At 38.8% G+C, this 22,515-nt stretch carries 16 protein-coding genes and 1 pseudogene; 16 read left to right on the forward strand and 1 reads right to left on the reverse strand.

The annotated features are described in order from the left end of the window. Nucleotides 1–102: 102 nt before the first annotated feature. The 10 genes and pseudogenes from uxuA to AC59HZ_RS13250 all read left to right on the forward strand — a co-directional run bounded on the left by uxuA (nucleotide 103) and on the right by AC59HZ_RS13250 (nucleotide 13,995). Nucleotides 103–1,209, forward strand: a complete 1,107-nt coding sequence (gene uxuA / locus AC59HZ_RS13205; RefSeq protein ID WP_496546281.1) for a mannonate dehydratase — start codon at nucleotides 103–105, stop codon at nucleotides 1,207–1,209. A 52-nt stretch (nucleotides 1,210–1,261) separates the two neighbouring features. Beyond that, nucleotides 1,262–3,331 (forward strand): alpha-glucuronidase family glycosyl hydrolase, encoded by a 2,070-nt coding sequence (locus tag AC59HZ_RS13210; protein ID WP_496546588.1) that lies wholly within the window; start codon nucleotides 1,262–1,264, stop codon nucleotides 3,329–3,331. A 68-nt stretch (nucleotides 3,332–3,399) separates the two neighbouring features. Continuing rightward, entirely contained in the window at nucleotides 3,400–5,004 is a 1,605-nt protein-coding gene (locus tag AC59HZ_RS13215) for a glycoside hydrolase family 43 protein (RefSeq protein ID WP_496546282.1), read from the forward strand. A 21-nt stretch (nucleotides 5,005–5,025) separates the two neighbouring features. After that, entirely contained in the window at nucleotides 5,026–6,093 is a 1,068-nt protein-coding gene (locus tag AC59HZ_RS13220) for an NAD(P)-dependent alcohol dehydrogenase (RefSeq protein WP_496546283.1), read from the forward strand. A 232-nt stretch (nucleotides 6,094–6,325) separates the two neighbouring features. Continuing rightward, a complete protein-coding gene (gene arfA, locus AC59HZ_RS13225) occupies nucleotides 6,326–7,837 on the forward strand; it encodes an arabinosylfuranosidase ArfA (RefSeq protein ID WP_496546284.1) in 1,512 nt (503 codons plus the stop codon). Between the two features lie 53 nt (nucleotides 7,838–7,890). After that, nucleotides 7,891–11,310, forward strand: coding sequence for a glycoside hydrolase family 2 TIM barrel-domain containing protein (locus AC59HZ_RS13230; RefSeq protein ID WP_496546285.1), 3,420 nt, complete (start codon nucleotides 7,891–7,893; stop codon nucleotides 11,308–11,310). 43 nt (nucleotides 11,311–11,353) lie between these two features. After that, a complete protein-coding gene (locus AC59HZ_RS13235) occupies nucleotides 11,354–12,010 on the forward strand; it encodes an SGNH/GDSL hydrolase family protein (protein ID WP_496546286.1) in 657 nt (218 codons plus the stop codon). A 35-nt stretch (nucleotides 12,011–12,045) separates the two neighbouring features. Beyond that, a complete protein-coding gene (locus AC59HZ_RS13240; protein ID WP_496546287.1) occupies nucleotides 12,046–13,086 on the forward strand; it encodes an aldose epimerase family protein in 1,041 nt (346 codons plus the stop codon). A gap of 26 nt (nucleotides 13,087–13,112) precedes the next feature. Then, nucleotides 13,113–13,364: pseudogene (locus tag AC59HZ_RS13245) on the forward strand (aldo/keto reductase); the annotation flags it as partial. 19 nt (nucleotides 13,365–13,383) lie between these two features. Beyond that, a complete protein-coding gene (locus AC59HZ_RS13250; RefSeq protein WP_496546288.1) occupies nucleotides 13,384–13,995 on the forward strand; it encodes a polysaccharide deacetylase family protein in 612 nt (203 codons plus the stop codon). 16 nt (nucleotides 13,996–14,011) lie between these two features. On the opposite strand, the gene AC59HZ_RS13255 is transcribed toward AC59HZ_RS13250, so the two are convergent. After that, complete coding sequence (locus tag AC59HZ_RS13255) at nucleotides 14,012–14,644, reverse strand: YesL family protein (RefSeq protein WP_496546289.1); 633 nt, start codon at nucleotides 14,642–14,644, stop codon at nucleotides 14,012–14,014. A gap of 183 nt (nucleotides 14,645–14,827) precedes the next feature. Here AC59HZ_RS13255 and AC59HZ_RS13260 point away from each other — a divergent pair, with 183 nt between their 5' ends. From AC59HZ_RS13260 to AC59HZ_RS13285, 6 genes are all read left to right on the forward strand, one after another. After that, entirely contained in the window at nucleotides 14,828–16,582 is a 1,755-nt protein-coding gene (locus AC59HZ_RS13260; protein WP_496546290.1) for a sensor histidine kinase, read from the forward strand. Then, on the forward strand, nucleotides 16,579–17,364 hold the full coding sequence (locus tag AC59HZ_RS13265; RefSeq protein ID WP_496546589.1) for a response regulator transcription factor: 786 nt from the start codon (nucleotides 16,579–16,581) through the stop codon (nucleotides 17,362–17,364). Before AC59HZ_RS13260 ends, AC59HZ_RS13265 begins: the two co-directional genes overlap by 4 nt. Nucleotides 17,365–17,500: 136 nt before the next feature. Continuing rightward, complete coding sequence (locus AC59HZ_RS13270; RefSeq protein WP_496546590.1) at nucleotides 17,501–18,793, forward strand: extracellular solute-binding protein; 1,293 nt, start codon at nucleotides 17,501–17,503, stop codon at nucleotides 18,791–18,793. An 81-nt stretch (nucleotides 18,794–18,874) separates the two neighbouring features. Continuing rightward, entirely contained in the window at nucleotides 18,875–19,750 is an 876-nt protein-coding gene (locus tag AC59HZ_RS13275; protein ID WP_496546291.1) for a carbohydrate ABC transporter permease, read from the forward strand. 18 nt (nucleotides 19,751–19,768) lie between these two features. Continuing rightward, complete coding sequence (locus tag AC59HZ_RS13280) at nucleotides 19,769–20,665, forward strand: carbohydrate ABC transporter permease (RefSeq protein WP_496546292.1); 897 nt, start codon at nucleotides 19,769–19,771, stop codon at nucleotides 20,663–20,665. 171 nt (nucleotides 20,666–20,836) lie between these two features. Then, nucleotides 20,837–22,069 carry an aminopeptidase gene (locus AC59HZ_RS13285; protein ID WP_496546293.1) on the forward strand — a complete coding sequence of 411 codons (1,233 nt, stop codon included), beginning with the start codon at nucleotides 20,837–20,839 and terminating at the stop codon, nucleotides 22,067–22,069. Nucleotides 22,070–22,515 lie beyond the last annotated feature (446 nt).

Genomic DNA, 22,515 nt, shown 5'->3' on the forward strand with positions numbered 1-22,515 from the left:
CTTGGCTCCTAAAGATTCGGACGGTTTGTTTAATCGATAAACTTACTTAAAAAGGGAAGCAATAACTTATGAGTACACTAATTTAGAATGGAGGAATGACCGATGAAGATCGGATTCAGATGGTATGGGAAGGGAAATGATTCGGTTACCCTTAATCATGTTAAACAAATTCCTGGAGTTGAAACCATTGTTTGGGCCCTCCATGACATGCAGGCTGGAGAAGAGTGGCCGATGGAAAGAATTCTTGAAGTGAAAAATCAAGCGGAACAATTTGGATTTAATATTGATGTGGTAGAAAGTGTAAATGTTCATGAAGATATTAAACTTGGTCTTCCAACCAGGGATCTGTACATTGAAAACTATAAACGAACAATTGAAAAGCTTGCTAAAGTTGGAGTTAAGGTCATTTGTTATAATTTTATGCCAGTGTTTGATTGGATCAGAACAGATTTATATAAAGCACATGAAGACGGCTCCACGGCACTTTTTTATGAAACTTCTAAAGTAGAAACACAAGATCCTATGGAATTAGTGAATAAAATTGCCAAGAATCCGGACTTTACTATGCCGGGATGGGAACCTGAGCGCTTAGAGAATATTACAAAGCTCTTTGAAGCATACAAGGATGTCACGGAAGAAGATTTATTTAACCATTTGCAATATTTCTTGGAGGCTATTATTCCAGTCGCGGAAGCTAATGATATCAAGATGGCTATACATCCGGATGATCCACCATGGACTGTATTCGGACTCCCTCGAATTGTAACCAATCAAGATAATATTAGGCGGATATTGAAACTGGTTGAAAGTCCGTATAATGGTGTGACACTTTGCAGCGGTGCTCTGGGTGCTTCACTAAACAACGATGTCGCAGCAATGGTTAGGGAATTTGCTGATAGAATTCCATTTGCTCATGTACGCAATGTAAAAATCTATGAAAATGGAGATTTTATTGAAACCTCTCATCGAACAAGAGACGGTTCCGTTGACATTGTAGGAATTATGAAAGCTTACCATGAAAATGGCTTTAATGGCTATATTAGACCGGATCACGGAAGACATATTTGGGACGAACAATGCCGCCCAGGTTATGGTTTGTATGATCGCGCTCTCGGAATTATGTATCTATTAGGAATTTGGGATTCTTTAGAATCTGAACAATCTAATAAAGTAAATGTCAGTTCAGGTATCGCGGTTGAAAGTATTTAATTTTTAGGGAGGATCAACTATGAAAGTATCACTTGAAAATCCATTGAAGAACATGACTGAACTATTTAAGGTTCAACATACAGAAAGCTATGATTGTTGGCTGCAGTATAAAAGAATTGAAGATGAAACACTCGTTCATGAATATCAAGGATGGTGTGAAACTCTTTCAATCTTAGGAAATGCATTAATATTCGAATCAGCAAAAAATGAACTTTTGCAGGGAATCTCATCCCTGTTGGAGTTCATTCCAACTATAACATCTGGACAGAAGGATCGGGCGGGTCTTGTTTTAGGAACGATGGATACGATTGATCGTTCTTTAGAGATTGACCTTGATCAATTAAATGATGATGGATATGTGATTAAATTCGCTGTGACGGAAGGGATAAAGAATATTTATTTGATTGGGAAAAATGATTCTGGCGTAATATATGCCGCGTTTCATCTTTTGCGATTAATGCAAAACAGAGAGAAATTTCAGCAGCATACGATCATTGAAAATCCTAAAAATACATTGCGGATGATTAACCACTGGGACAACATCGATGGAAGTATTGAAAGAGGTTATGCAGGTAAATCCATTTTTTATAGGGACAATAAATTACTATTGGACTTGGAACGAATTACGGACTATGCACGATTGCTTGCTTCAGTTGGAATTAATGGAGTTGCGATTAATAATGTAAATGTTCATAAGGTTGAGACCAATTTAATTACAAAGTTTTTACTTCCGGATGTAGCGAAAATTGCAGAAATTTTTAGGGCATATGGAATCAAAACATATTTAAGTATCAATTATGCCAGCACCATTGAAATTGGAAATCTATCAACCGCTGATCCCCTTGATCCAGACGTACAACAGTGGTGGAAACGGAAAACAGAGGAAATCTATAAATATATTCCTGACTTGGGTGGTTTTTTAGTAAAAGCAGATTCAGAACATCGTCCAGGACCATTTACGTACAATCGGAATCATGCAGATGGAGCAAATATGCTTGCTGAAGCACTGGAGCCTTTTGGGGGAATCGTTCTTTGGAGATGCTTTGTTTATAATTGCTTGCAGGATTGGCGTGACCGTTCCACTGATAGAGCTAGAGCGGCCTACGATCACTTTAAACCTTTAGACGGCCAGTTCCTTCCTAACGTTATTCTGCAAATAAAGAATGGACCGATGGATTTCCAGGTCCGTGAAGGCGTGTCACCATTATTCGGTGCAATGGAAAATACAAACCAGATGCTGGAATTCCAAATCACACAAGAGTATACAGGACAGCAGAAGCATCTATGTTACCTAGTACCTCAGTGGAAAGAAATTCTTGACTTTGATACGTATGCAAAGGGTCAAGGGTCTCCTGTAAAAAAAGTGGCTGATGGTTCACTGTTTGACTATAAATATAGCGGTATTACTGCCGTATCCAATATTGGCAATGACTATAACTGGACGGGGCATACACTTGCACAAGCTAACTTTTACGGCTTTGGCCGTTTGACATGGAACCCGGATTTATCCGCTGAAACCATTACGAAAGAATGGATTGGGCAAACATTTGGCCACGATACAGCTTTAATGGAAGCAGTTAGTAAAATGCTTTTATCATCTTGGAGCATTTATGAGAAGTACACCTCACCGCTTGGTGTTGGCTGGATGGTAAACCCTCATCATCATTATGGGCCAAATGTAGATGGCTATGAATACGATGTTTGGGGCACTTACCACTTCGCTGATTGGCAGGGTATTGGAGTTGACAGAACTGTTAGGACAGGGACTGGCTATACGGATCAGTATTTTAAAGAAAATGCAGATATGTATGAATCACTTGATACTTGTCCCGATGAATTACTTTTGTTCTTCCATCATGTTCCGTACACTCATCAACTTAAATCTGGAGTGACGGTCATTCAGCACATTTACAACACCCATTTCGAAGGGGTTGAAGAGGCAGAAGGGCTAAAAGAAACTTGGATGTCATTAAAGAATAAGATTTCCGCTGAGCGATACAGTGATGTTTTAAAACGATTAGAAGAACAAGCCCAACATTCAAAGGAATGGCGCGATATTATCAACACGTACTTTTATAGAAAATCAGGAATCAAGGATGAGAAAAGCAGGACCATTTATTAATCCAAAACCTGGCCTAAAGTCACGGCCTAAAAGTGTTAAGCATCAAACTACTTTAAGGAGAGGTTAGAATGTCGATGATTACTAATCCAATCTTGCCAGGGTTTAACCCTGATCCTTCTATTATCAGAGTGGAAGATGATTATTATATCGCTACATCCACTTTTGAATGGTTCCCTGGGGTTCAAATCCATCATTCAAGAGATTTAAAGAATTGGAAATTAATCACCCATCCTTTAGCACGAAAAAGTCAGCTTGATATGATAGGCAATCCAGATTCAGGTGGAATCTGGGCTCCTTGCCTAAGCTATCATGAAGGTACGTTTTACTTGATTTTTACAGATGTAAAAAGTCATATTGGTCCATTTAAGGATACGCACAATTATCTAGTAACATCCCAGGATATCACGGGTCCGTGGTCAGATCCTATTTATTTAAATAGCAGTGGCTTTGATCCTTCGCTATTCCATGACGATGACGGGAGAAAATGGCTTGTCAATATGGTGTGGGATCACCGGAAAAATAAAAACTCCTTTGGTGGTATCTTACTTCAGGAGTATTCTCAAGAGGAAAAGAAATTAGTAGGTCCGATTCACAATATATTTAGAGGTACTAAATTGGGACTGACGGAAGCACCTCATATTTATAAGAACAATGGCTACTATTACTTGATGACAGCTGAGGGCGGCACCCGATATGAGCACGCGGTTACGGTAGCACGTGCAACTTCTATTTATGGACCCTATGAAGTAGACCCAATTGGGCCTATCCTAACATCATCTGGGAAGCCTGAGTTGGAACTGCAAAAGGCAGGACATGCTAGTATTGTGCATACCCAGGACAACGAACTCTATATGGTACATTTAACGGGTCGTCCGCTAAAGCCTTCTATGAATTGTAATTTGGGAAGGGAAACGGCTATTCAAAAAGCAACGTGGACTGAAGATGGATGGTTAAGGCTGGCAGATGGCGGAACGAGTCCGCACTTAATGGTAGAGGCACCTGAACTGCCAGAATATCCATTTGAGGTTGAACCAGAAACGGAACATTTCGATGGGGAAGATTTTAGCATTCATTTTAATTCGCTCCGTGAGCCCTTAAGCGAAGAATGGATTACAACAAAAGAAAGACCAGGTTTCCTAAGATTAAGAGGCAGAGAATCATTTAGTTCGATGCATCGACAAAGCTTGTTAGCACGCAGACAACAGGCCTTTTCGGTTCAAGCCGAAACGGTTGTTGAGTTTAATCCGGAAACCTATCAGCACATGGCCGGTCTAGCATACTATTACAATTCAAAAAATTGGTACTATCTTTTTGTGAGTCATGATGAGGAAAAAGGGAAAAGCTTAGGGCTAGTGTCGAGTGACCATGGAGTATATGACGAACCTTTAGAAGCTCCTGTTTCTATCGAAGGCTGTGAAAAAGTATATCTAAAATCCGATATTCATTATGAAGAACTCCAATATTATTTCTCTAAAGATGGTATCGAGTGGACTGCCATCGGTCCTGTTTTGGATGCCAGCAAAATTTCAGATGATAATGTTGAACTAAAGATAGGCAGCATTTTACTGGACCAAGGATTTACTGGTGCATTTATTGGAATTTGTGTGCAGGATTTAAGCGGACAAGGAAAGTTCGCTGATTTTGATTATTTTACGTATCGTGAACGTAAATAAATAGGAAAGAAGGCTGAAAAGATGACAACCGGTCTTATGGATGCTGCAGTGATGAACAAGCCGCTTGATATTGAAATAAAGAAGGTTAGCGTTCCAGAACCAAAAGAAGACGAAGCACTCCTAAAGGTATATTGTATAGGTGTGTGTGGTTCAGATGTCCATTATTATGAGCATGGAAAGATTGGCCGTTACATAGTGAAAGAACCGCTTATTTTAGGACACGAATTGGCAGGAGAAGTTGTAAAGGTTGGATCGGCTGTTACGAATGTCTCGGTTGGTGACCGAGTAGCTGTAGAACCTGGTGTTACATGTGGAAGATGCGAATATTGCAAGTCTGGACGCTACAACCTTTGCCCTGATGTTGTGTTTATGGCCACTCCACCTGTTGATGGTGCATGGGCTGAATATGTTACGATCCGCAGTGATTTTCTTTTCAAGCTGCCGGAAAGTATGAGCTTTGAAGAAGGGGCTTTACTTGAACCGCTATCAGTTGGCTTTCACGCCATGAATCGCGGTAAAGTGACACCGGCTGACCGCCTTTTTGTAAGCGGGCTTGGGCCAATTGGGCTCTTAGCAGTACAAGCTGCTAAAATGTTTGGTGTTTCCGAAATCTATGCCAGTGATGTTGTCCCTTACCGCAGACAGTTAGGCCTTGAAATGGGTGTAACGGACGTGATTGATCCGCTAAATGATAATGCAAAAGATCGCATTGCTGAGTTAACCGGTGGAAAAGGTGTGACAGTTGTTATTGAGTCTTCAGGAAATCAAAGGGCCATTGCAGATGCTGTCAAAGTGGTGAATCGCGGCGGGAGAATAGTCTTTGTCGGCATGCCAGCTGCCAATGAAATTCCGCTTGATGTCAACCAGATCATTGATGGGGAAATTGACATATACGGAATCTTCCGTTATGCCAATACGTACACTAAGGCTATCCAAGCACTTACCAGCTCTGGAGTTGATATTGAAAAAGTCATCACTCACAAGTATGCCTTAAGCGATATTAAGGAAGCGGTTGAAATGGCGAGAAAACAAAAAGACACCAGCATCAAAATCATGATTTATCCCGATAAGGAAAATGTTCAAAGATAATACGCAAGTATGAATTCCAATTTAATAGATAACTAGAATCTAATATTGGATTGAGCAAATATGTAAAGATGGCAAATATACATTTAAGTTAATAATAGAATGAATTGAAGTGATCAAATATTTGAGAGCTGGCTATAATAGTCAGCTCTCTTTGAAAATTTTGATTTACATTGTTTCCCGGTTAACAACTGCCCACTAGGGTGCAGTAAATAGTGAAGATGGAGTAGTGAGGATGAATAAAATCAAAGCAAAAATGATTCTAGAAAAAGATTTTAAAATTGCTGAGATTGATAAGCGTATATTTGGTTCCTTCATAGAACACCTTGGCCGTGCTGTTTACGGAGGAATTTTCGAACCAGGACATCCGCAAGCAGATGAAAATGGTTTTCGAGTGGATGTAATGGAAATGGTTAAGGAGCTTCAGGTTCCGCTAATCCGTTACCCTGGTGGAAATTTTGTCTCTGGCTATAGGTGGGAAGATGGAGTTGGCCCTGTTGAGAATAGACCACGGCGGTTGGATTTAGCTTGGAAAACAACAGAAACAAACGAAATAGGTACAAATGAATTTGCCAAATGGGCAAAGCTAGTGAATGCAGAAGTAAATATGGCTGTTAACTTAGGAACCCGCGGTATTGATGCTGCAAGAAATCTAGTAGAATATTGCAATCATCCGGGTGGATCTTTCTATAGTAATCTAAGAATTTCTCATGGCTATAAAGAACCTCATAAAATTAAAACATGGTGCCTAGGGAACGAAATGGATGGACCATGGCAAATTGGCCAAAAGACGGCAGATGAGTATGGCAGGATTGCTTGCGAGGCAGCTAAGGTAATGAGATGGGTGGATCCAACGATTGAGCTGGTTGCCTGCGGGAGTTCTGGTCGAGGAATGCCTACTTTTGCAGAGTGGGAAGCAACTGTTCTTGATCATACATATGATCATGTCGATTATATCTCTTTACACCAATATTACGGTAATAAAGATAATGACATTGCCAATTATCTTGCACTGTCGCTTGAAATGGATGACTTTATCCGATCAGTCATTTCCATTGCTGATTATATGAAGGCGAAAAAACGCAGTAAAAAATCCATTCATCTTGCCTTTGATGAATGGAATGTTTGGTACCATTCCAATGAGCAAGATAAGTTAATAGAACCTTGGACAATAGCTCCTCCACAACTGGAAGACATCTATAATTTTGAGGATGCATTAATGGTTGGATGCATGCTTATTACATTATTAAAGCATGCGGATCGTGTGAAAATTGCTTGTATGGCTCAATTAGTAAATGTAATCGCTCCTATTATGACAGAAGTAAATGGAAAGGCATGGAGGCAGACGATTTTCTATCCTTTCATGCATACCTCTGTTTTCGGCAGGGGAATTGCCTTAAATCCGATAATTTCCTGTCCGAAATATGACAGTAAAGATTTTACAGATGTTCCTTTATTAGAAGCCACGGCTGTTTATAATGACGAAAATGAACAATTAACCATCTTTGCTGTCAATCGTGATGTAGCAGACAGCTTGTTGTTTGAGTGTGATATTCGGAACTTTGAGGGATATTCAGTATTAGAGCATATCATCTTAGAAAATAATGACCTGCAGCAAACCAATTCTGCTCATGAAACACCTGTTGCACCACACGCGAACGGAAACGCAAGTCTTGACAATGGATTGATCACTGCAAACTTGCCTAAATTATCTTGGAATGTCATCCGCTTAGAGAAAACTCAATAATTGAGGAGGGCTAAGATTACCCTATACAAACCAAGAAAGGGAGTACACTAAACATGAATAAGAAAATACTTTTTAATGATGGATGGGAATTCGCCAAAAGCAGTCTGGATGTTACGGATAGTACGACTTTGACATTCGAAGCAGTGGATCTTCCCCATGATTGGCTTATCTATAATACATTAAATCTTTATGAAAACAGTGTTGGATGGTACCGAAAGAGATTTACATGGGAGAAAGAAGAAAGCCAGACTCTCTTGTGTTTTGATGGAGTTTATATGGATTCCTCCCTTTATGTCAATGAGCAGTGGATAGGAGAATGGAAAAATGGTTATTCCCCTTTTGAACACGAGATAACAGATGTTTTAGTGGAAGGGGAAAATGTGATTCTTGTGAAAGTGGTGCATCAAAGCCCTAATAGCAGATGGTACTCGGGGGCCGGCATCTATCGTAATGTATGGCTGAAGGCAAGAGATAGGAATCATATTGTAACTGATGGAATTTATATCACAACGCAACAGAAAGAAGATGGCTGGCAGGTAGAAATCGACACAGAATTGAACATCCAAGAAGTCGTAAAACTCACACATAAGATTATTTATAAGGATCAAATTATTGCCACTGCTTCTGAGAGGATTGATTCAGTCTGCACGCTTAGTCTATTGGATAAACAAAGTCTGTTTATAGAAAATCCGGATGTTTGGAGCACAGATGAACCAAATCTTTATCAGCTTATCACCCAATTACATTTGGGAGAGGCAGACAAGGAAATTGAATCCATTTCTCAGAATATCGGCTTTCGAACCATTATCCTTGACCCCCAAAATGGTCTTTTTCTAAACGGTAATAAGATGAAATTAAATGGGGTTTGTGAACACCATGACCTGGGTGCCTTAGGAGCTGCGTTCAATAAGGATGCACTAAAAAGAAGGTTTGTAATATTGAAGGAAATGGGTGTCAACGCGATCCGGACAGCTCACAATATGCCTGCAAAAGAACTGATGGAATTAGCTGATGAAATGGGGATGCTAGTCGTTTCAGAAGCTTTTGATATGTGGGAAAGACCAAAAACTAAGTATGATTACGCACGATTTTTTAAAGAATGGGCCCCTATCGATGTGAAAAGCTGGATCATGCGGGACCGCAATCATCCGAGCTTGCTGATGTGGAGCATTGGGAATGAAATTTATGATACCCATGCAGATGAAAGAGGGCAAGAATTAACAAAAATGCTAATGGATTGTGTTCGAAAATATGATCCGAAAAAAAATGCGAGAGTCACGATTGGCTCGAATTATATGCCATGGGAAAATGCTCAAAAATGTGCGGATATTGTCAAGGTTGCAGGATACAATTATTCAGAAAAATATTATCAAAAACATCATGAGGAACATCCAGATTGGATTATCTATGGGAGCGAGACAGCCTCTGTCGTACAAAGCAGGGGAATCTATCATTTCCCATTTGAAAAATCGATTCTTGCAGATGATGACGAACAATGTTCAGCCCTTGGAAATAGTTCAACCAGCTGGGGAGCAAAGTCTGCAGAATCCTGTATTCTAGCAGAAAGGGATACACCGTTTTCTCTCGGTCAATTTATCTGGACGGGATTTGACTATATCGGCGAGCCTACACCTTATCATACAAAGAACTCATATTTAGGGCAGATTGATACAGCTACCTTTAGGAAGGACTCGTATTACATCTATCAAGCCGCATGGACAGATTATAAAACAAAACCAATGGTCCATATTTTCCCATATTGGGATTTTAGTAAGGGACAGATGATTGATGTTCGTGTCTGCACGAATGCCCCTAAAATTGAACTGCAATTTAATGGTGTCACGATCGGAACCCATGATATTGATCACGAACATGGAACAGAGCTTGTAGGCTGGTGGAAAATCCCTTATGAAGCAGGGGAACTTAAAGCCATCGCTTTCGATGAAGCAGGAAAAATCATTGCTACAGATGTAAAAAAATCCTTTAGCGATGCGAGGAAGATTCGCTTGCACCCTGATAGAGACAGACTTACTGCGAATGGGACAGACTTGATTTTTATGGAAATTTCCATGGAAGATAAGGATGGAAACCCGGTAGAGAATGCCAATAACCGAGTTCAAGTCCAGGTGAAGGGAGCAGGCCGCTTGCTTGGCCTTGATAATGGGGATAGTACGGATTATGACCAGTATAAAGGGGAAAGTAGAAGATTATTTAGTGGAAAGCTAATGGCCATTATAGGAGCTACCTTAGAACCAGGAAAGATTCAGGTTGAAGTAACCTCCAAAGGTTTAGAAAGCGAGATTGCAGAGTTTGAGTCCCTTCCTTATAAGAATGGAGACTTAGCTGGGATTTCGGCCCATATGAAGACTCATGACATACCAGTTGTGATGGGAACCAATGAAGAGATACCTGTTCGTAAGATTGAAATCATCAGTGAATCAGGACAAGTGTTTGATGAAACAAGAAAAGAGATGGTAGTACACGCAAGACTTTACCCAGAAGATACCTCTTATCGAGAAGTAGAGTGGAGTGTCGTGAATGATACAGGGATTGAGTCTAATATTGCCAAAGTAGAAGCGCTTGGTCATGAAGCAAAGATCATCGCTTTAGGCGATGGGGATTTCCGGGTCCGTTGTACGAGCAAGAATGGCACGGACAAGACGAAACTCATATCCCAGCTAGAATTTAAGGCAGAGGGTCTAGGCACTGCCTATAAGGATCCTTATGGATTTATCTCTGCAGGCCTCTATGATTATAGTAAGGGGGAAGTTGGAAACGGCAACGAAAGAGGAGTTGCTACAGCCAGAGATGGCGAAACCCAAGTAGGTTTTCGTGAAATTGATTTTGGTCCGTTTGGCTCTGACACGATCACGATTCCAATTTTTGCCCTATCCAGTGAAGAGTACCCTATCCAGATCTGGGAAGGTATGCCCGATCAAGAGGGAAGTAGCACAGTGGCAGATGTCATCTATCAAAAACCATCAAAGTGGAATGTGTATCAAGAAGAAACCTACCATTTGTCAAAAAGAATTCGCGGCATTACTTCCATTTGTTTTGTTCTCAACAAAAAGGTGCACATAAAGGGATTTTCATTTGTGAAACAGAATCGTGCCTTTGAACAAAATAATGCTCCAGAATGTGATCACATCTACGGGGATATGTTTGAGATAACTGAAAATAGTGTTGAAGGTATTGGAAACAATGTATCACTAGAGTTTGAAAAGATGGACTTCACAACTGAAGGAGCTGCAAAACTCGTCGTTTTTGGCAGGTCGCCGATTGATAAGAATACTATTCATATCCGGTTTGCTAATCATGAAGGAGAAAGTAATCAATTAGTCGAATTCACGCAATCTGATAAATATGAAGAGCGCGAATTTAAGATGGATAAAATTACAGGGATACAAAAGGTGACCTTCATATTCCTGCCTGGATCCAATTTTGATTTTGGCTGGTTCCGCTTTGAGCGCTAAGGACCAGGTCATTTAAGAAATATTAATAATGGAGGAAACATAAATGAAGCTTGAATCAGCTCAAAAACTATTATTTATCGGTGATTCCATTACAGATTGTGATCGGTCCAAACCTGAAGGAGAAGGATTGTTTGGTGCCCTCGGCAAGGGCTATGTCTCCTTCGTCGATGGACTTTTGCAAGCAGTTTACCCGGAACTCGGCATCCGAGTTATTAATAAGGGAATAAGTGGTAATACTGTCCGCGATTTAAACAGGAGATGGCAGGAGGATGTAATCAAACTAGAACCCGATTGGTTATCTGTCATGATTGGCATAAACGACGTTTGGCGGCAGTATGATACTCCATTTATCAAAGATAAGCATGTTTATCTGGACGAATATGAAGAAACACTTCGGAAGCTGGTTACAGAGACGAAGCCATTAGTAAAGGGTCTTGTACTTATGACCCCATTTTACTTGGAAAGCAATATACAAGATAAAATGCGCCAGACGATGGATCAATACGGACAGGTTGTCAAAAAATTAGCAAAAGAAAATGATTGTTTACTAGTGGATACACAAGCAGCTTTTAATTTGGTATTAAATGACCTCTATCCTGCAGCATTAGCTTGGGACCGTGTCCACCCTTCCACAGCCGGTCATATGATTTTGGCCAGGGCTTTCTTGAAAGAAATCGGCTTTAATTGGCTTCGCTCTTAATGTAATGGAAATAATTAAACGGAAGGAAGATAAAAATGAAAGTTGTTAAAGAAAGGTTTGGACAAATCGATAACCAAACAGTCTTTTCGTTTACGCTGGTAAATGATCATGGTTTGGAGGTTACCGCCATTAATTATGGTTGTATCATAACTAAAATTATGGTTCCGGATAAAAACGGAAATTATGAAAATATTGTAATCGGACATGACACTTTAATTGACTATGTCAACGATCCCTATTTTCTTGGTGCAGTAGTCGGCCGGGTGGGCGGACGTATTAAAGGCGGTTCATTCGAACTTGAAGGGACAACGTATATTGTTCCAAAAAATGATGGTAACAATCATTTGCATGGCGGGATAAAAGGTTTTAACAAAGTGGTCTGGGATGCTGAAATCGTCGAAGACGGGGTGTGTTTTTCCTATTTTAGTTCTGATGGTGAAGAAGGGTATCCTGGGAATTTACATATAAGGGTAACGTATACGTTAGATAATTCTAATCAGCTAATAATTCATTATGAGGCCGAAACCGATAAGAAGACGTTGCTAACCGTTACGAACCACTCTTATTTTAACTTGAGCGGCAACCTAAAGAAGGATATTTTACAGCACACCTTAAAAATAAAGAGTGATCAATTTTTAGAGCTTGATCATGAGTTTATTCCTACCGGGAATTTTATTGATGTGAAAAATACGCCATTTGATTTTACAAGTGAAAGGGAAATAGAGTCCGGGAGCTTGTCTGATCATCCACAAAACGTTTTAGTAGGAAATGGCTTCGATCATCCATTCCTATTAAACACAAATCATAATAACGAAATTGTTTTAAAGGATCCTGAGAGCGGACGTGTTCTGACGATTGAAACAGATGAGACTGGGGTTGTGGTTTATTCCGGTAATTCCTTAAAAACTGAAGGAGAATTCCGGGGAACGGCATCTGCGAAATACCTTGGTGTTTGCTTGGAGACTCAAGGGCTGCCAGATGCTATTCATCACCCTCAATTTCCTTCCATTATTTTACACAAAGATCAACAGTATTCAACTGCAACAGTTTATAAGTTTGGAATTGAAAAGGAATAAAAAAGGAGTTTGCAAAATGAAATATAAAAAAGGGTGTAGAATTGGCAGACCAGTTAAAATGGATCGCCGAGGGACGGAAATCAATGGCTAGTGCTGCATTGCGCTGGGTTTTGGACCAAAAAGAAATTACTTGTATTATTCCTGGTTTTAAAAATGTTAAACAGGTCGAGGATAATCTTTCAGCCCTTGAGACAAAACCATTCTCAAAGGAAGAAAAGCAAGCCGGACAACGATTCTATGAGGAAAATGTAAAGAATTTTATTAGGGGTCCTTATTAATTGGAGGGAAGCATTCCAAATGATTAATGAAGTTCCTGCATCGCAGAGGGTTGTTGCGATTACGTTTGATGATGGGCCTAATCCCATTTATACACCACAAGTATTAGAGATTTTTTCAGAGGTAAAAGGAAAAGCAACATTCTTTATGATCGGTGAGCAAATGATGAACAATCCTGAGGTTGTAAAACAAGTAGCGGCCGCAGGACATGAAATTGGAAATCATACTTACACACACCCAAAGTTATCTCAGCTAAGCCCAGCAGGCTGTTTAGAGGAAATCGAACGAACTGAGAAATTAATAGAAGATCTTACTGGACAAAAGCCTGTTGTATTCCGTCCTCCTTACCTGGATTATACTAGGGACACGATTTCATTACTTCAGCAAAAAGGATATTTAATGATCGGGGCTCTTAATTTAGAGGCTCAAGACTGGGAACAGCCTGGGGTAGATCATATCCTGGGAAAATCTAGAAACTGTGTAAAAAACGGCAGTATTTTAATTTTTCATGATGGCTATGGAGACCGTACACAAACAATAGAAGCGGTCCGTAATCTCGTTAATGAATTATCATTTCAAGACTATCAATTTGTAACAGTAAGTGATTTATTAAAACGAACAGATTTAGTGTAAAAAAAGGGAAGTACAACTAAATAGGTTGTACTCCCTTTTGTTTCTTTTCTATTTTTTGAAATGATAGGTAGCAGCAAGCCATGATTATCCCTGCAGTTAAGCTTCCTCCAAAGAAAAATAAAAGTGCTGGTAATACTTTTATCACAAAGAATACAGCTATAATTCCAAGCAGCATGACAATGTTATTAAACGGATTTATCAGCATAATGAAGAAAGCATTTTTAAATAGTTGAAAAAACGTAACATGATAATGAACATAAACTGGAAAAATGTATAAAACGCTCATAATGATTGCAAAAATAATTAAGTATAAGGGTATGTGAGTTGATTGAAGTAAATGACTAGTATCAACTTTCATGTAGTACAAATTAATAAAAATAAGACCCGCGAATAACGCTAAAGCAATGCCCAATCCATTACTTCTAAGAAATTCTTTTTTATAGGCAGCCCAAAAGGTTTGAAAAACTGGTACATCACTTTCTCCCATCATCCATTTACGAAGAACTGTAAACATAGCAACAGTTGCAGGTGATAATCCGAAGAACACTAACCCAAGAAAAGAAAAACCAATCCACAAAAAATTGACATAGGCAAACTTTGTGATCCACTCTGTAAGGGTAAATAGACCTCTCATTGATAGTTTATTCATAAAAACGTCCCCTTCATTTATTGCGCTTACAATGTCGCTAGATATCATTATAGCCCATTGAATCATGATTGAACATCGGTTAGATTTTCTAACATTTCGTATATTGAAATAATATTTAATGTTACATAAAAATACGTTATAGTAAATAAAAAACTATTCTATGATAAAAAGGGTGATTCATACATGTTTTCACGTCTGCATAAATGGAACACCTTACGGAATCAAATACTTGTCGTATTCTTAGTAGTAATGCTGATTGTCTTATTAATTGTTGGCCTCCTAACATTTAATCGGATGTCCGCATTGCTGAAAAATAACGCAGAAAAACAAATAAATCAGACTGCCGTTGAAGCAAATGGAAGATTAGAGTCTTTATATAAGCAAATTAGTACCGCATCTAAACTAGTTATGACCAATGATAATACCCAAAGCATCCTGTCAAAAGGATATGAACGACAGGCGATTACCTTTTCTGAGCGACAGCAATTAAAAGGTATGGTGAACACGATTCAGGCGAATACGGACGGGATATTTGCTTTTGAGCTTTATACGAATCATTTCACTCGATTACTTCCTATAGATAATACGAATTTAATCACGCGAATTGATGGCAAGTGGATTCGAGAGGCTAATGAAGCGAAAGGACGACTGGTTTGGATTGGAGATGATCCGAGCAACTCAGATAATATATTAGCGCTAAGACGTGTGAATTTAATGGACCATGACTTTGCTAATGGCGGTTATCTTCTCATTAGTATCTATAGAAGTTATCTACAGTTTGCAAACCAAGATAAAACCTCTATTCCGAACCAGTATTCCATTCTTTTAGATAGAGAGTCAAAGCCAATACTTTCAAACTACGAGAAACCTCTCGAGCCTATCATCAAAAATAATTCACCTACTCTTTCATTGGACAAACAGGATTATATGGTTACCAAACAGACCTCAAATGAAACGGGCTGGACCCTAATCATATTAACTCCAATAAAAGCTCTTACAGAGGGAATTAGTGTTTTAAAGGCTGGAATCATTATTTCAGGTATTATTGGGTTTATTATCTTTTTTTTCAGCTCTCTATTTCTATCCACCTTTATTACCAGACCTATTATCAAATTGACGGAAACGATGCAACAGGCCAGTGAAGGCTCTTTAACGATGAACCCTAATGTGACTACGGTAAATGAAATCAAAGAATTAAATAGTACCTATAATCAGCTCGTGAAAGAAACGAATCATTTGATTAAAATGGTATATCAAAAGGAAATTACCCGAAGTCGAAGTGAATTAAAAGCCTTACAGGCTCAAATTAATCCTCATTTTCTTTTCAATACATTGGACGCTCTTAAGTGGACCCTGGAGGATAAAGATGAGGAGGAACTGGCTGAGTTTGTCGTTGCCATGTCTGAATTATTCCGTTATACCATAACAAAACAAACGGAAGGAGACTGGGTAACGATTAAAGATGAAATTCACCATATTGAGAATTATATGGAAATTATCCAAATGCGGTTTGGTGACCAGTTAAAATGGAATCTAACCATGCCTTCAGCGTTCTCGCACGTTAAAATCCCCAAATTGTTGATTCAGCCGTTAGTAGAAAATGCTGTCCTCCATGGGGCCGGGAATACATCTAAGCCATGTACAATATGTGTTTCTATCCAGCCTGCGCATGATCCGGATTACTTGCAAATTCTAGTAAAAGATGATGGGCCGGGGATCAATGAAGAAAGGTTGGAATCTATTAAACAGGCCATGCAATCTGGAGAGGTCATGTCGATAAAAAAAGGTAATGGGATGGCGATTTCCAATGTTCATAAACGCCTGGAATTATACTATCAAGACCATTTAAAAAGTGGGCTTACCATCACGAGTGAAGTTAACATGGGGACCACAGTTTCTTTTGTAATACCTCTAAAGGGAGAGGAAGAACAATGCTGAATACAAAGACCATTTTAGTTGTGGACGACGAACCAAGAACCCGCCAAGGGCTGAAAAAAACATTGGATACGTGGGCAAATGGAAACTATCAAATCTTTACCGCATCTAATGGAGAAGAAGCCATTGAACTTATGCAGCAGCAAAAAGTCCATATCCTAATAACCGATATCCGCATGCCAGAAATAACAGGTCTGCAATTACTAAAAATAGCAAAGGAGCAGAATATCCTTCCAGTCATCATTGTGATTTCGGCCTATTCTGAGTTTGAATATGCCCAGGAAGCCCTTCGTTTAGGCGTGATTAACTATTTACTAAAACCGATCAGCAAAAAAGCTTTAATAGAGGCCGTCGAAGATGCTGTTCAAGCTGTTGAAAAACAAGAGCGGGCGGGAATGATTGAAAAAGTTGTAGATATGAAGCTTGTTGATGCCAATGCCCAAAACCCTTCAAATCGTGTACCGATAAAGGAAGCGATCGATTATATCAACAACAATATTAAGAATGAGTTGACCCAGAAAGAAGTGGCCGATCATGTTCATTTAAACCCAAGTTATTTAAGTGTCCTATTTAAAGAACATGTCGGGCTGACCTTCAGTGAATATGTAACGAGACGGAGAATTCAACGGGCGAAGGAATTATTGATATCTTCTAATCTCTCGATTAATGAAACCGCAGAAGAATCGGGGTATAAAACGGCTAAATATTTTATTAAGATATTCAAAGAATTTGAAGGTATGACACCAAGTGCATACCGGAAAAACAATAATGAAAGGGCTCTCTAAAAATAGTAGTATTTTTCCTAATCGCCGTGACCTATTTTTCTGAACAATCTGAATGTATTCTATTAATGTAAGGTAAATCAAAGATAAGGTCATAGGGGGAATTACATTGTTTAAAAAGAAAACGGTTGCAATCATAATGTCCGTAATCATGCTTGTCTCTCTAGCACTTGCAGGTTGTTCTTCCTCAAGTTCATCTGAGGAAAGCAGTGCAGAAGGAAAAAAAGTTATCAAATTCATGCATTTATGGCCTGAAGGCAGTTCCAATGCCCAGTTCTCCATCGTAAAAGACATCATTGGAGAATATGAAAAAGACCATAAAGATATAAAGATTGAAACAGAAATTCTAAATACTGATCAGTACAGAGAAAAGCTTAAAGTTTTAGCATCTTCTAATGAACTCCCTGATGTTGGTATGACTTGGTCAGATGGATTCATTAAACCTTACGTAGATGGCGGCATGTTAGCACCATTAGACGATGTAGTAGATAAAAATCCAGACCTTAAGGATGCATTTATTCCTGGTGTGAAAGAATCATATGCTGTTAATGGAAAAACATATGGTCTCCCTCTAGAGTTAAACATTTCATACGTTTTCTACAACAAGGAAATCTTCAAGAAGTATAACCTTGAAGTGCCAAAAACTTTTGAAGAGTATAAGAAAGTAGTTAAGACATTAGCAGATAACGGAGTTGTTCCTGCTACTGTTGGAGCGAAAGATGGCTGGCCTGCATCATTCTGGTTTATGTATCTTGCAGACCGTATCGGCGGCCCTACGATTTTAACAGATGTTATCCATGGAAAAGCGAAAATGGATGACCCAGCCATTCTTAAAGCAGCACAAGAAGTACAAAACCTTGTAGATATGGGCGGTTTCGTAAAAGGAGCAAGTGCTTTATCAAACGATGATGCAAAAGGTTACTTTATGAATGAAAAGGCAGCGATGTTCCTAACTGCAACATGGGAACTGCCAAACTATACAACTAGCCCTGATGTGAAACAAGAATTTAAAGATAAGATCGGTTATTTCAAGTTCCCAACTTATGAAGGCGGTAAAGGTACCGATATCAACAGTTATGTTGGCGGTCCTGGTGTAGGTTTATTCGTAGCCAAAGATTCTAAGGTTCAAAAAGAAGCAAAAGATTTCGTTGGTTTCTTCGTGAAGAAATGGGGAGAAAAATCAGTAAAAGATGCTGGTGTTATCCCTGCTACTAAAGTAGACACAGCAAACCTGAAACTTGCTCCAATGTACATTGATATCTTGAAAGATTTGAGTGAAGCATCAAACGTTACAACTTATTTTGATACTCAATCAAGCCCAGCTGTATCAGAATTACACCACGATTTAGTTACAGCTCTATTTGGAAAACAAGTTACGCCGAAGGATTTTGTCAAGCAGCATGCTGATGCACTTGCAAAAGAACAAAAGTAATTAATCGTGATGAAGTCGCTTTAAATCGTAGAGGGCATATAGGATATGCCCTCTACTTATTTAAGAAGGGAGTATAAAAAAATGAAAAATGTAATGTCTAACAAACTAGTAATCACACTTTACGTACTTCCTGCGTTAATACTTATCCTTCTCTTAATTTATATCCCAATCGTCTTAACTGGTTATTATGGATTAATGGACTGGAACGGCATCGGCAAGATGAAGTTTATCGGTTTAGACAACTACATCGCGTTAGTCAAAGACAAATTATTTTGGCAAAGTACATGGCATTCCATGTTACTAGGTATTTTTTCTACTGTAAGCTTGATAGGGTATTTAATCTTGTCGTTGATCTTAGCCAGCAAAATCAAAGGTGCCAATTTTTTACGAAAAATTTATTTAATTCCGATGCTATTATCGTCGGTTGCTATTGGACAGCTTTGGGCGAAGATTTTTGACCCTACAAACGGCATGATCAATAGATTGTTAATCATATTTGGGGTTGATAATCCTCCTGTCTGGTTAGCCGATTCTAAGATTGCGCTATATGCCCTCTTTTTTCCAATCGTTTGGCAATACGCGGGTTTCTATATCATTATTTTCTACGCTGCCTTAAAGAATGTACCGGAAGAACTGATTGAAGCGGCGAAAATTGATGGAGCTACTTCCATTCAAATTGCCTATAAAATAAAGCTTCCTCTCATTGCCGGTGTCATCAAAGTCATGGTTATTCTAGCAATTGTCGGCTCATTAAAGTATTTTGACTTGATTTTCGTCTTAACTGGAGGCGGACCTAACCATGCAAGTGAGGTTATGGCTTCTTATATGTATTCCGAGGCTTTTAGTAAGTATAACTTCGGATATGGAAGTGCGATTGGATTCGGATTATTGATCATCTGTCTTGTGATGACTTGGCTGATTCAAAAATTACTATCTTCTAAAGATGTTGAATTTTAACAAAGGGGAGTGAAAAAGATGAGTAAAGCAGCAATGGAAACAAAAATCAATACGACCCTGTCGGCTCCTTATAAAACTAGTAAATCGTTCGGAAATAGAATCGGATACGGAATACTTTACGTTATTCTGGGAATCATTGCGATTATTCAAATCTATCCGTTAGTTTGGTTACTCCTGTTTTCCCTAAAATCCAATCAAGAGATTTTTGGCATGTCGCCGTTCTCGCTGCCACAAAATCCACAGTGGGGCAACTATGCAAAGGCATGGTCAGCAGGCCATATTGATGTTTACTTTATTAATAGTGTGCTTTACACCGTTATAGCTGTTGTACTTACTGTGATCCTTGCAAGCTTTGTAACATTTGCCATCACCAGAATGCATTGGAAATTGAGCGGGCTGGTTCTTGGTTTGTTTATGGCGGGGTATATGATTCCCCTTCATTCAACTTTAATTCCATTATTTAACATCTTTAAATCTGCCCATCTGATAGATAATCCAGTTTCAATTATTTTATCTTATGTAGCGTTTAATCTTCCAATCACCATTATGATTCTAGCAGGGTTTTACAGGACACTGCCGAGGGAGATTGAAGAAGCAGCCGTTATGGATGGCTGTTCCATCCACAGGATATTTTTTCAAATCACATTACCAATGACTATTCCTGTACTTTCAACAACCGTTATTATTAACATGATTTATAACTGGAATGAATTCGTCTTTGTCAATACTTTCCTAAGTTCCGACAAATGGAAAACCATTACCGTGGGTGTCAACAACTTTGTTGGACAGTACTTAACAGATTGGGGTGCGATTGGTGCAACCTTAATGATTAGTATTATTCCTGTATTAATTGCTTACTTCATTCTGAGCGATCGAATTGTTGAAGGGATAGCCGCAGGATCTGTAAAAGGATAAGGATGAGAAAGGGCTGGCTCGTAAAAAGAGTCAGCTTTTTTTAAATGCGCCACATAAAAAAATCAGCTGCTTAACAAAATGATAAACGTAGAATAATTTTCTAGTTGAATGCATGTTATATAACGTTAGGAAATAGTAAAATTATCTATATAATGCCAAAGGGGAAATGACATGAGAACTTTTCAAGAAAAATTAGAGAAATATGCTGCTCTTGCAGTTGAAATCGGAGTAAACCTTCAAAAGGGTCAAATTTTATTTATTTCAGCTTCTATTGAAAGTTACGAGTTTGTTAAGTTAATAACAAAAAGAGCCTATGAAATCGGAGCAAGCGAAGTCAATTATGAATGGAATGATGACGCTTTAACCCGTATGAAATATGAATCGGCATCCGATGATGTGTTTACCGATTTTCCAACATACCGTGTCATGCAGCGGGAAGAGCTAGCCGAAAAGAATGCTGCGTTTATTTTCATCGATTCAAAAAACCCAGATCTATTAGATGGAATTGAACCAGAGCGTATTTCGAATTTTAATAAAGCAGCAGGAACTGCACTTACCAAGTTTCGCACTTATATGATGAATGATAAATTTGCCTGGACGATTGTCGCCTATCCTTGTCAGGCTTGGGCAGATAAAGTGTTCCCGAATATTGATAAAACAGAACGATTCAATGCGCTTTGGGATGCTATTTTTTCTGCAACGAGAATAGAAGAAGAGGATACAATTGGTGCATGGAAAGAACATATAGCGGCTCTTGATAGGAAAGCAAAATATTTAAATGAACGTAAATACAAATCTCTTCATTACCGCGCGCCAGGCACCGATTTAACCGTAGAACTGCCAGAAAAACATATATGGGTTAGTGCAGGAAATCATAATGAAAAAGGGACACTATTCATTGCGAATATGCCTACAGAAGAAGTGTTCACTTCTCCTAATAAATACGGCGTAAACGGCTTTGTTTCTAGTACAAAACCGTTAAGTTACACAGGAAAACTTATCGAGAACTTTACCTTAACATTTAAAGACGGCAAAATCGTAGATTTTACCTGTGAAAAAGGGTATGACACACTAAAACAATTAATTGAAACAGATGAAGGCAGTCGGTATCTTGGGGAAATAGCTCTCGTTCCGCATCATTCGCCGATTTCAAAGTCAAACACTGTTTTTTATAACACACTTTTTGACGAAAATGCTTCCAATCACTTCGCGATTGGCGAAGGATTTCCGTTTTGTTTAGACGAAGGAAAAACAATGTCTAAAGAAGAACTTGCGAAAATCGGTTTGAATGAAAGTTTGACACACGTAGATTTTATGATTGGCTCAAGTGAAATGGATATAGACGGGCTTCTACCTGACGGAAGTTCCGAACCCATTTTCCGAAATGGGAACTGGGCATTTTAAAACTTTTGTAGGCATGTAGCGGAATTTCAAAAAGAAAGAATTTTAAATAGTGACACTAGGGGGAGGTCCCTGGTGTCTTTTTGTATCTTACAAATCTGTTTTGAGGGCAAGCACTTTTTCTGATCCTTTATTCTACAACTTGCTACATTAATAGTTTTATTTCTTTATACCTCCAAATCTGTACCGCCATAGGAATGGCTCTATTGGTTCAAATGAAGTTAATACCTGCCACAAGAACAGTCCCAAGGTCCTGAGACAATGAAAATAGGCTTTTGAATCAGTTACAATACCCATCCCAATTACATAATTTGTTGAAGAGAAGACTTTAGGTATTGGTGGATATATCTGTAAGCCTATTGTTTTCTCATCTTGATGTCTCTGTCCATTTTTCATGTGCCCGGCAAGTCATGCCGAATTTATATACTATACGGAGGTATGAAAATGAA

The organism is Neobacillus sp. DZ-9, from assembly GCF_059587065.1.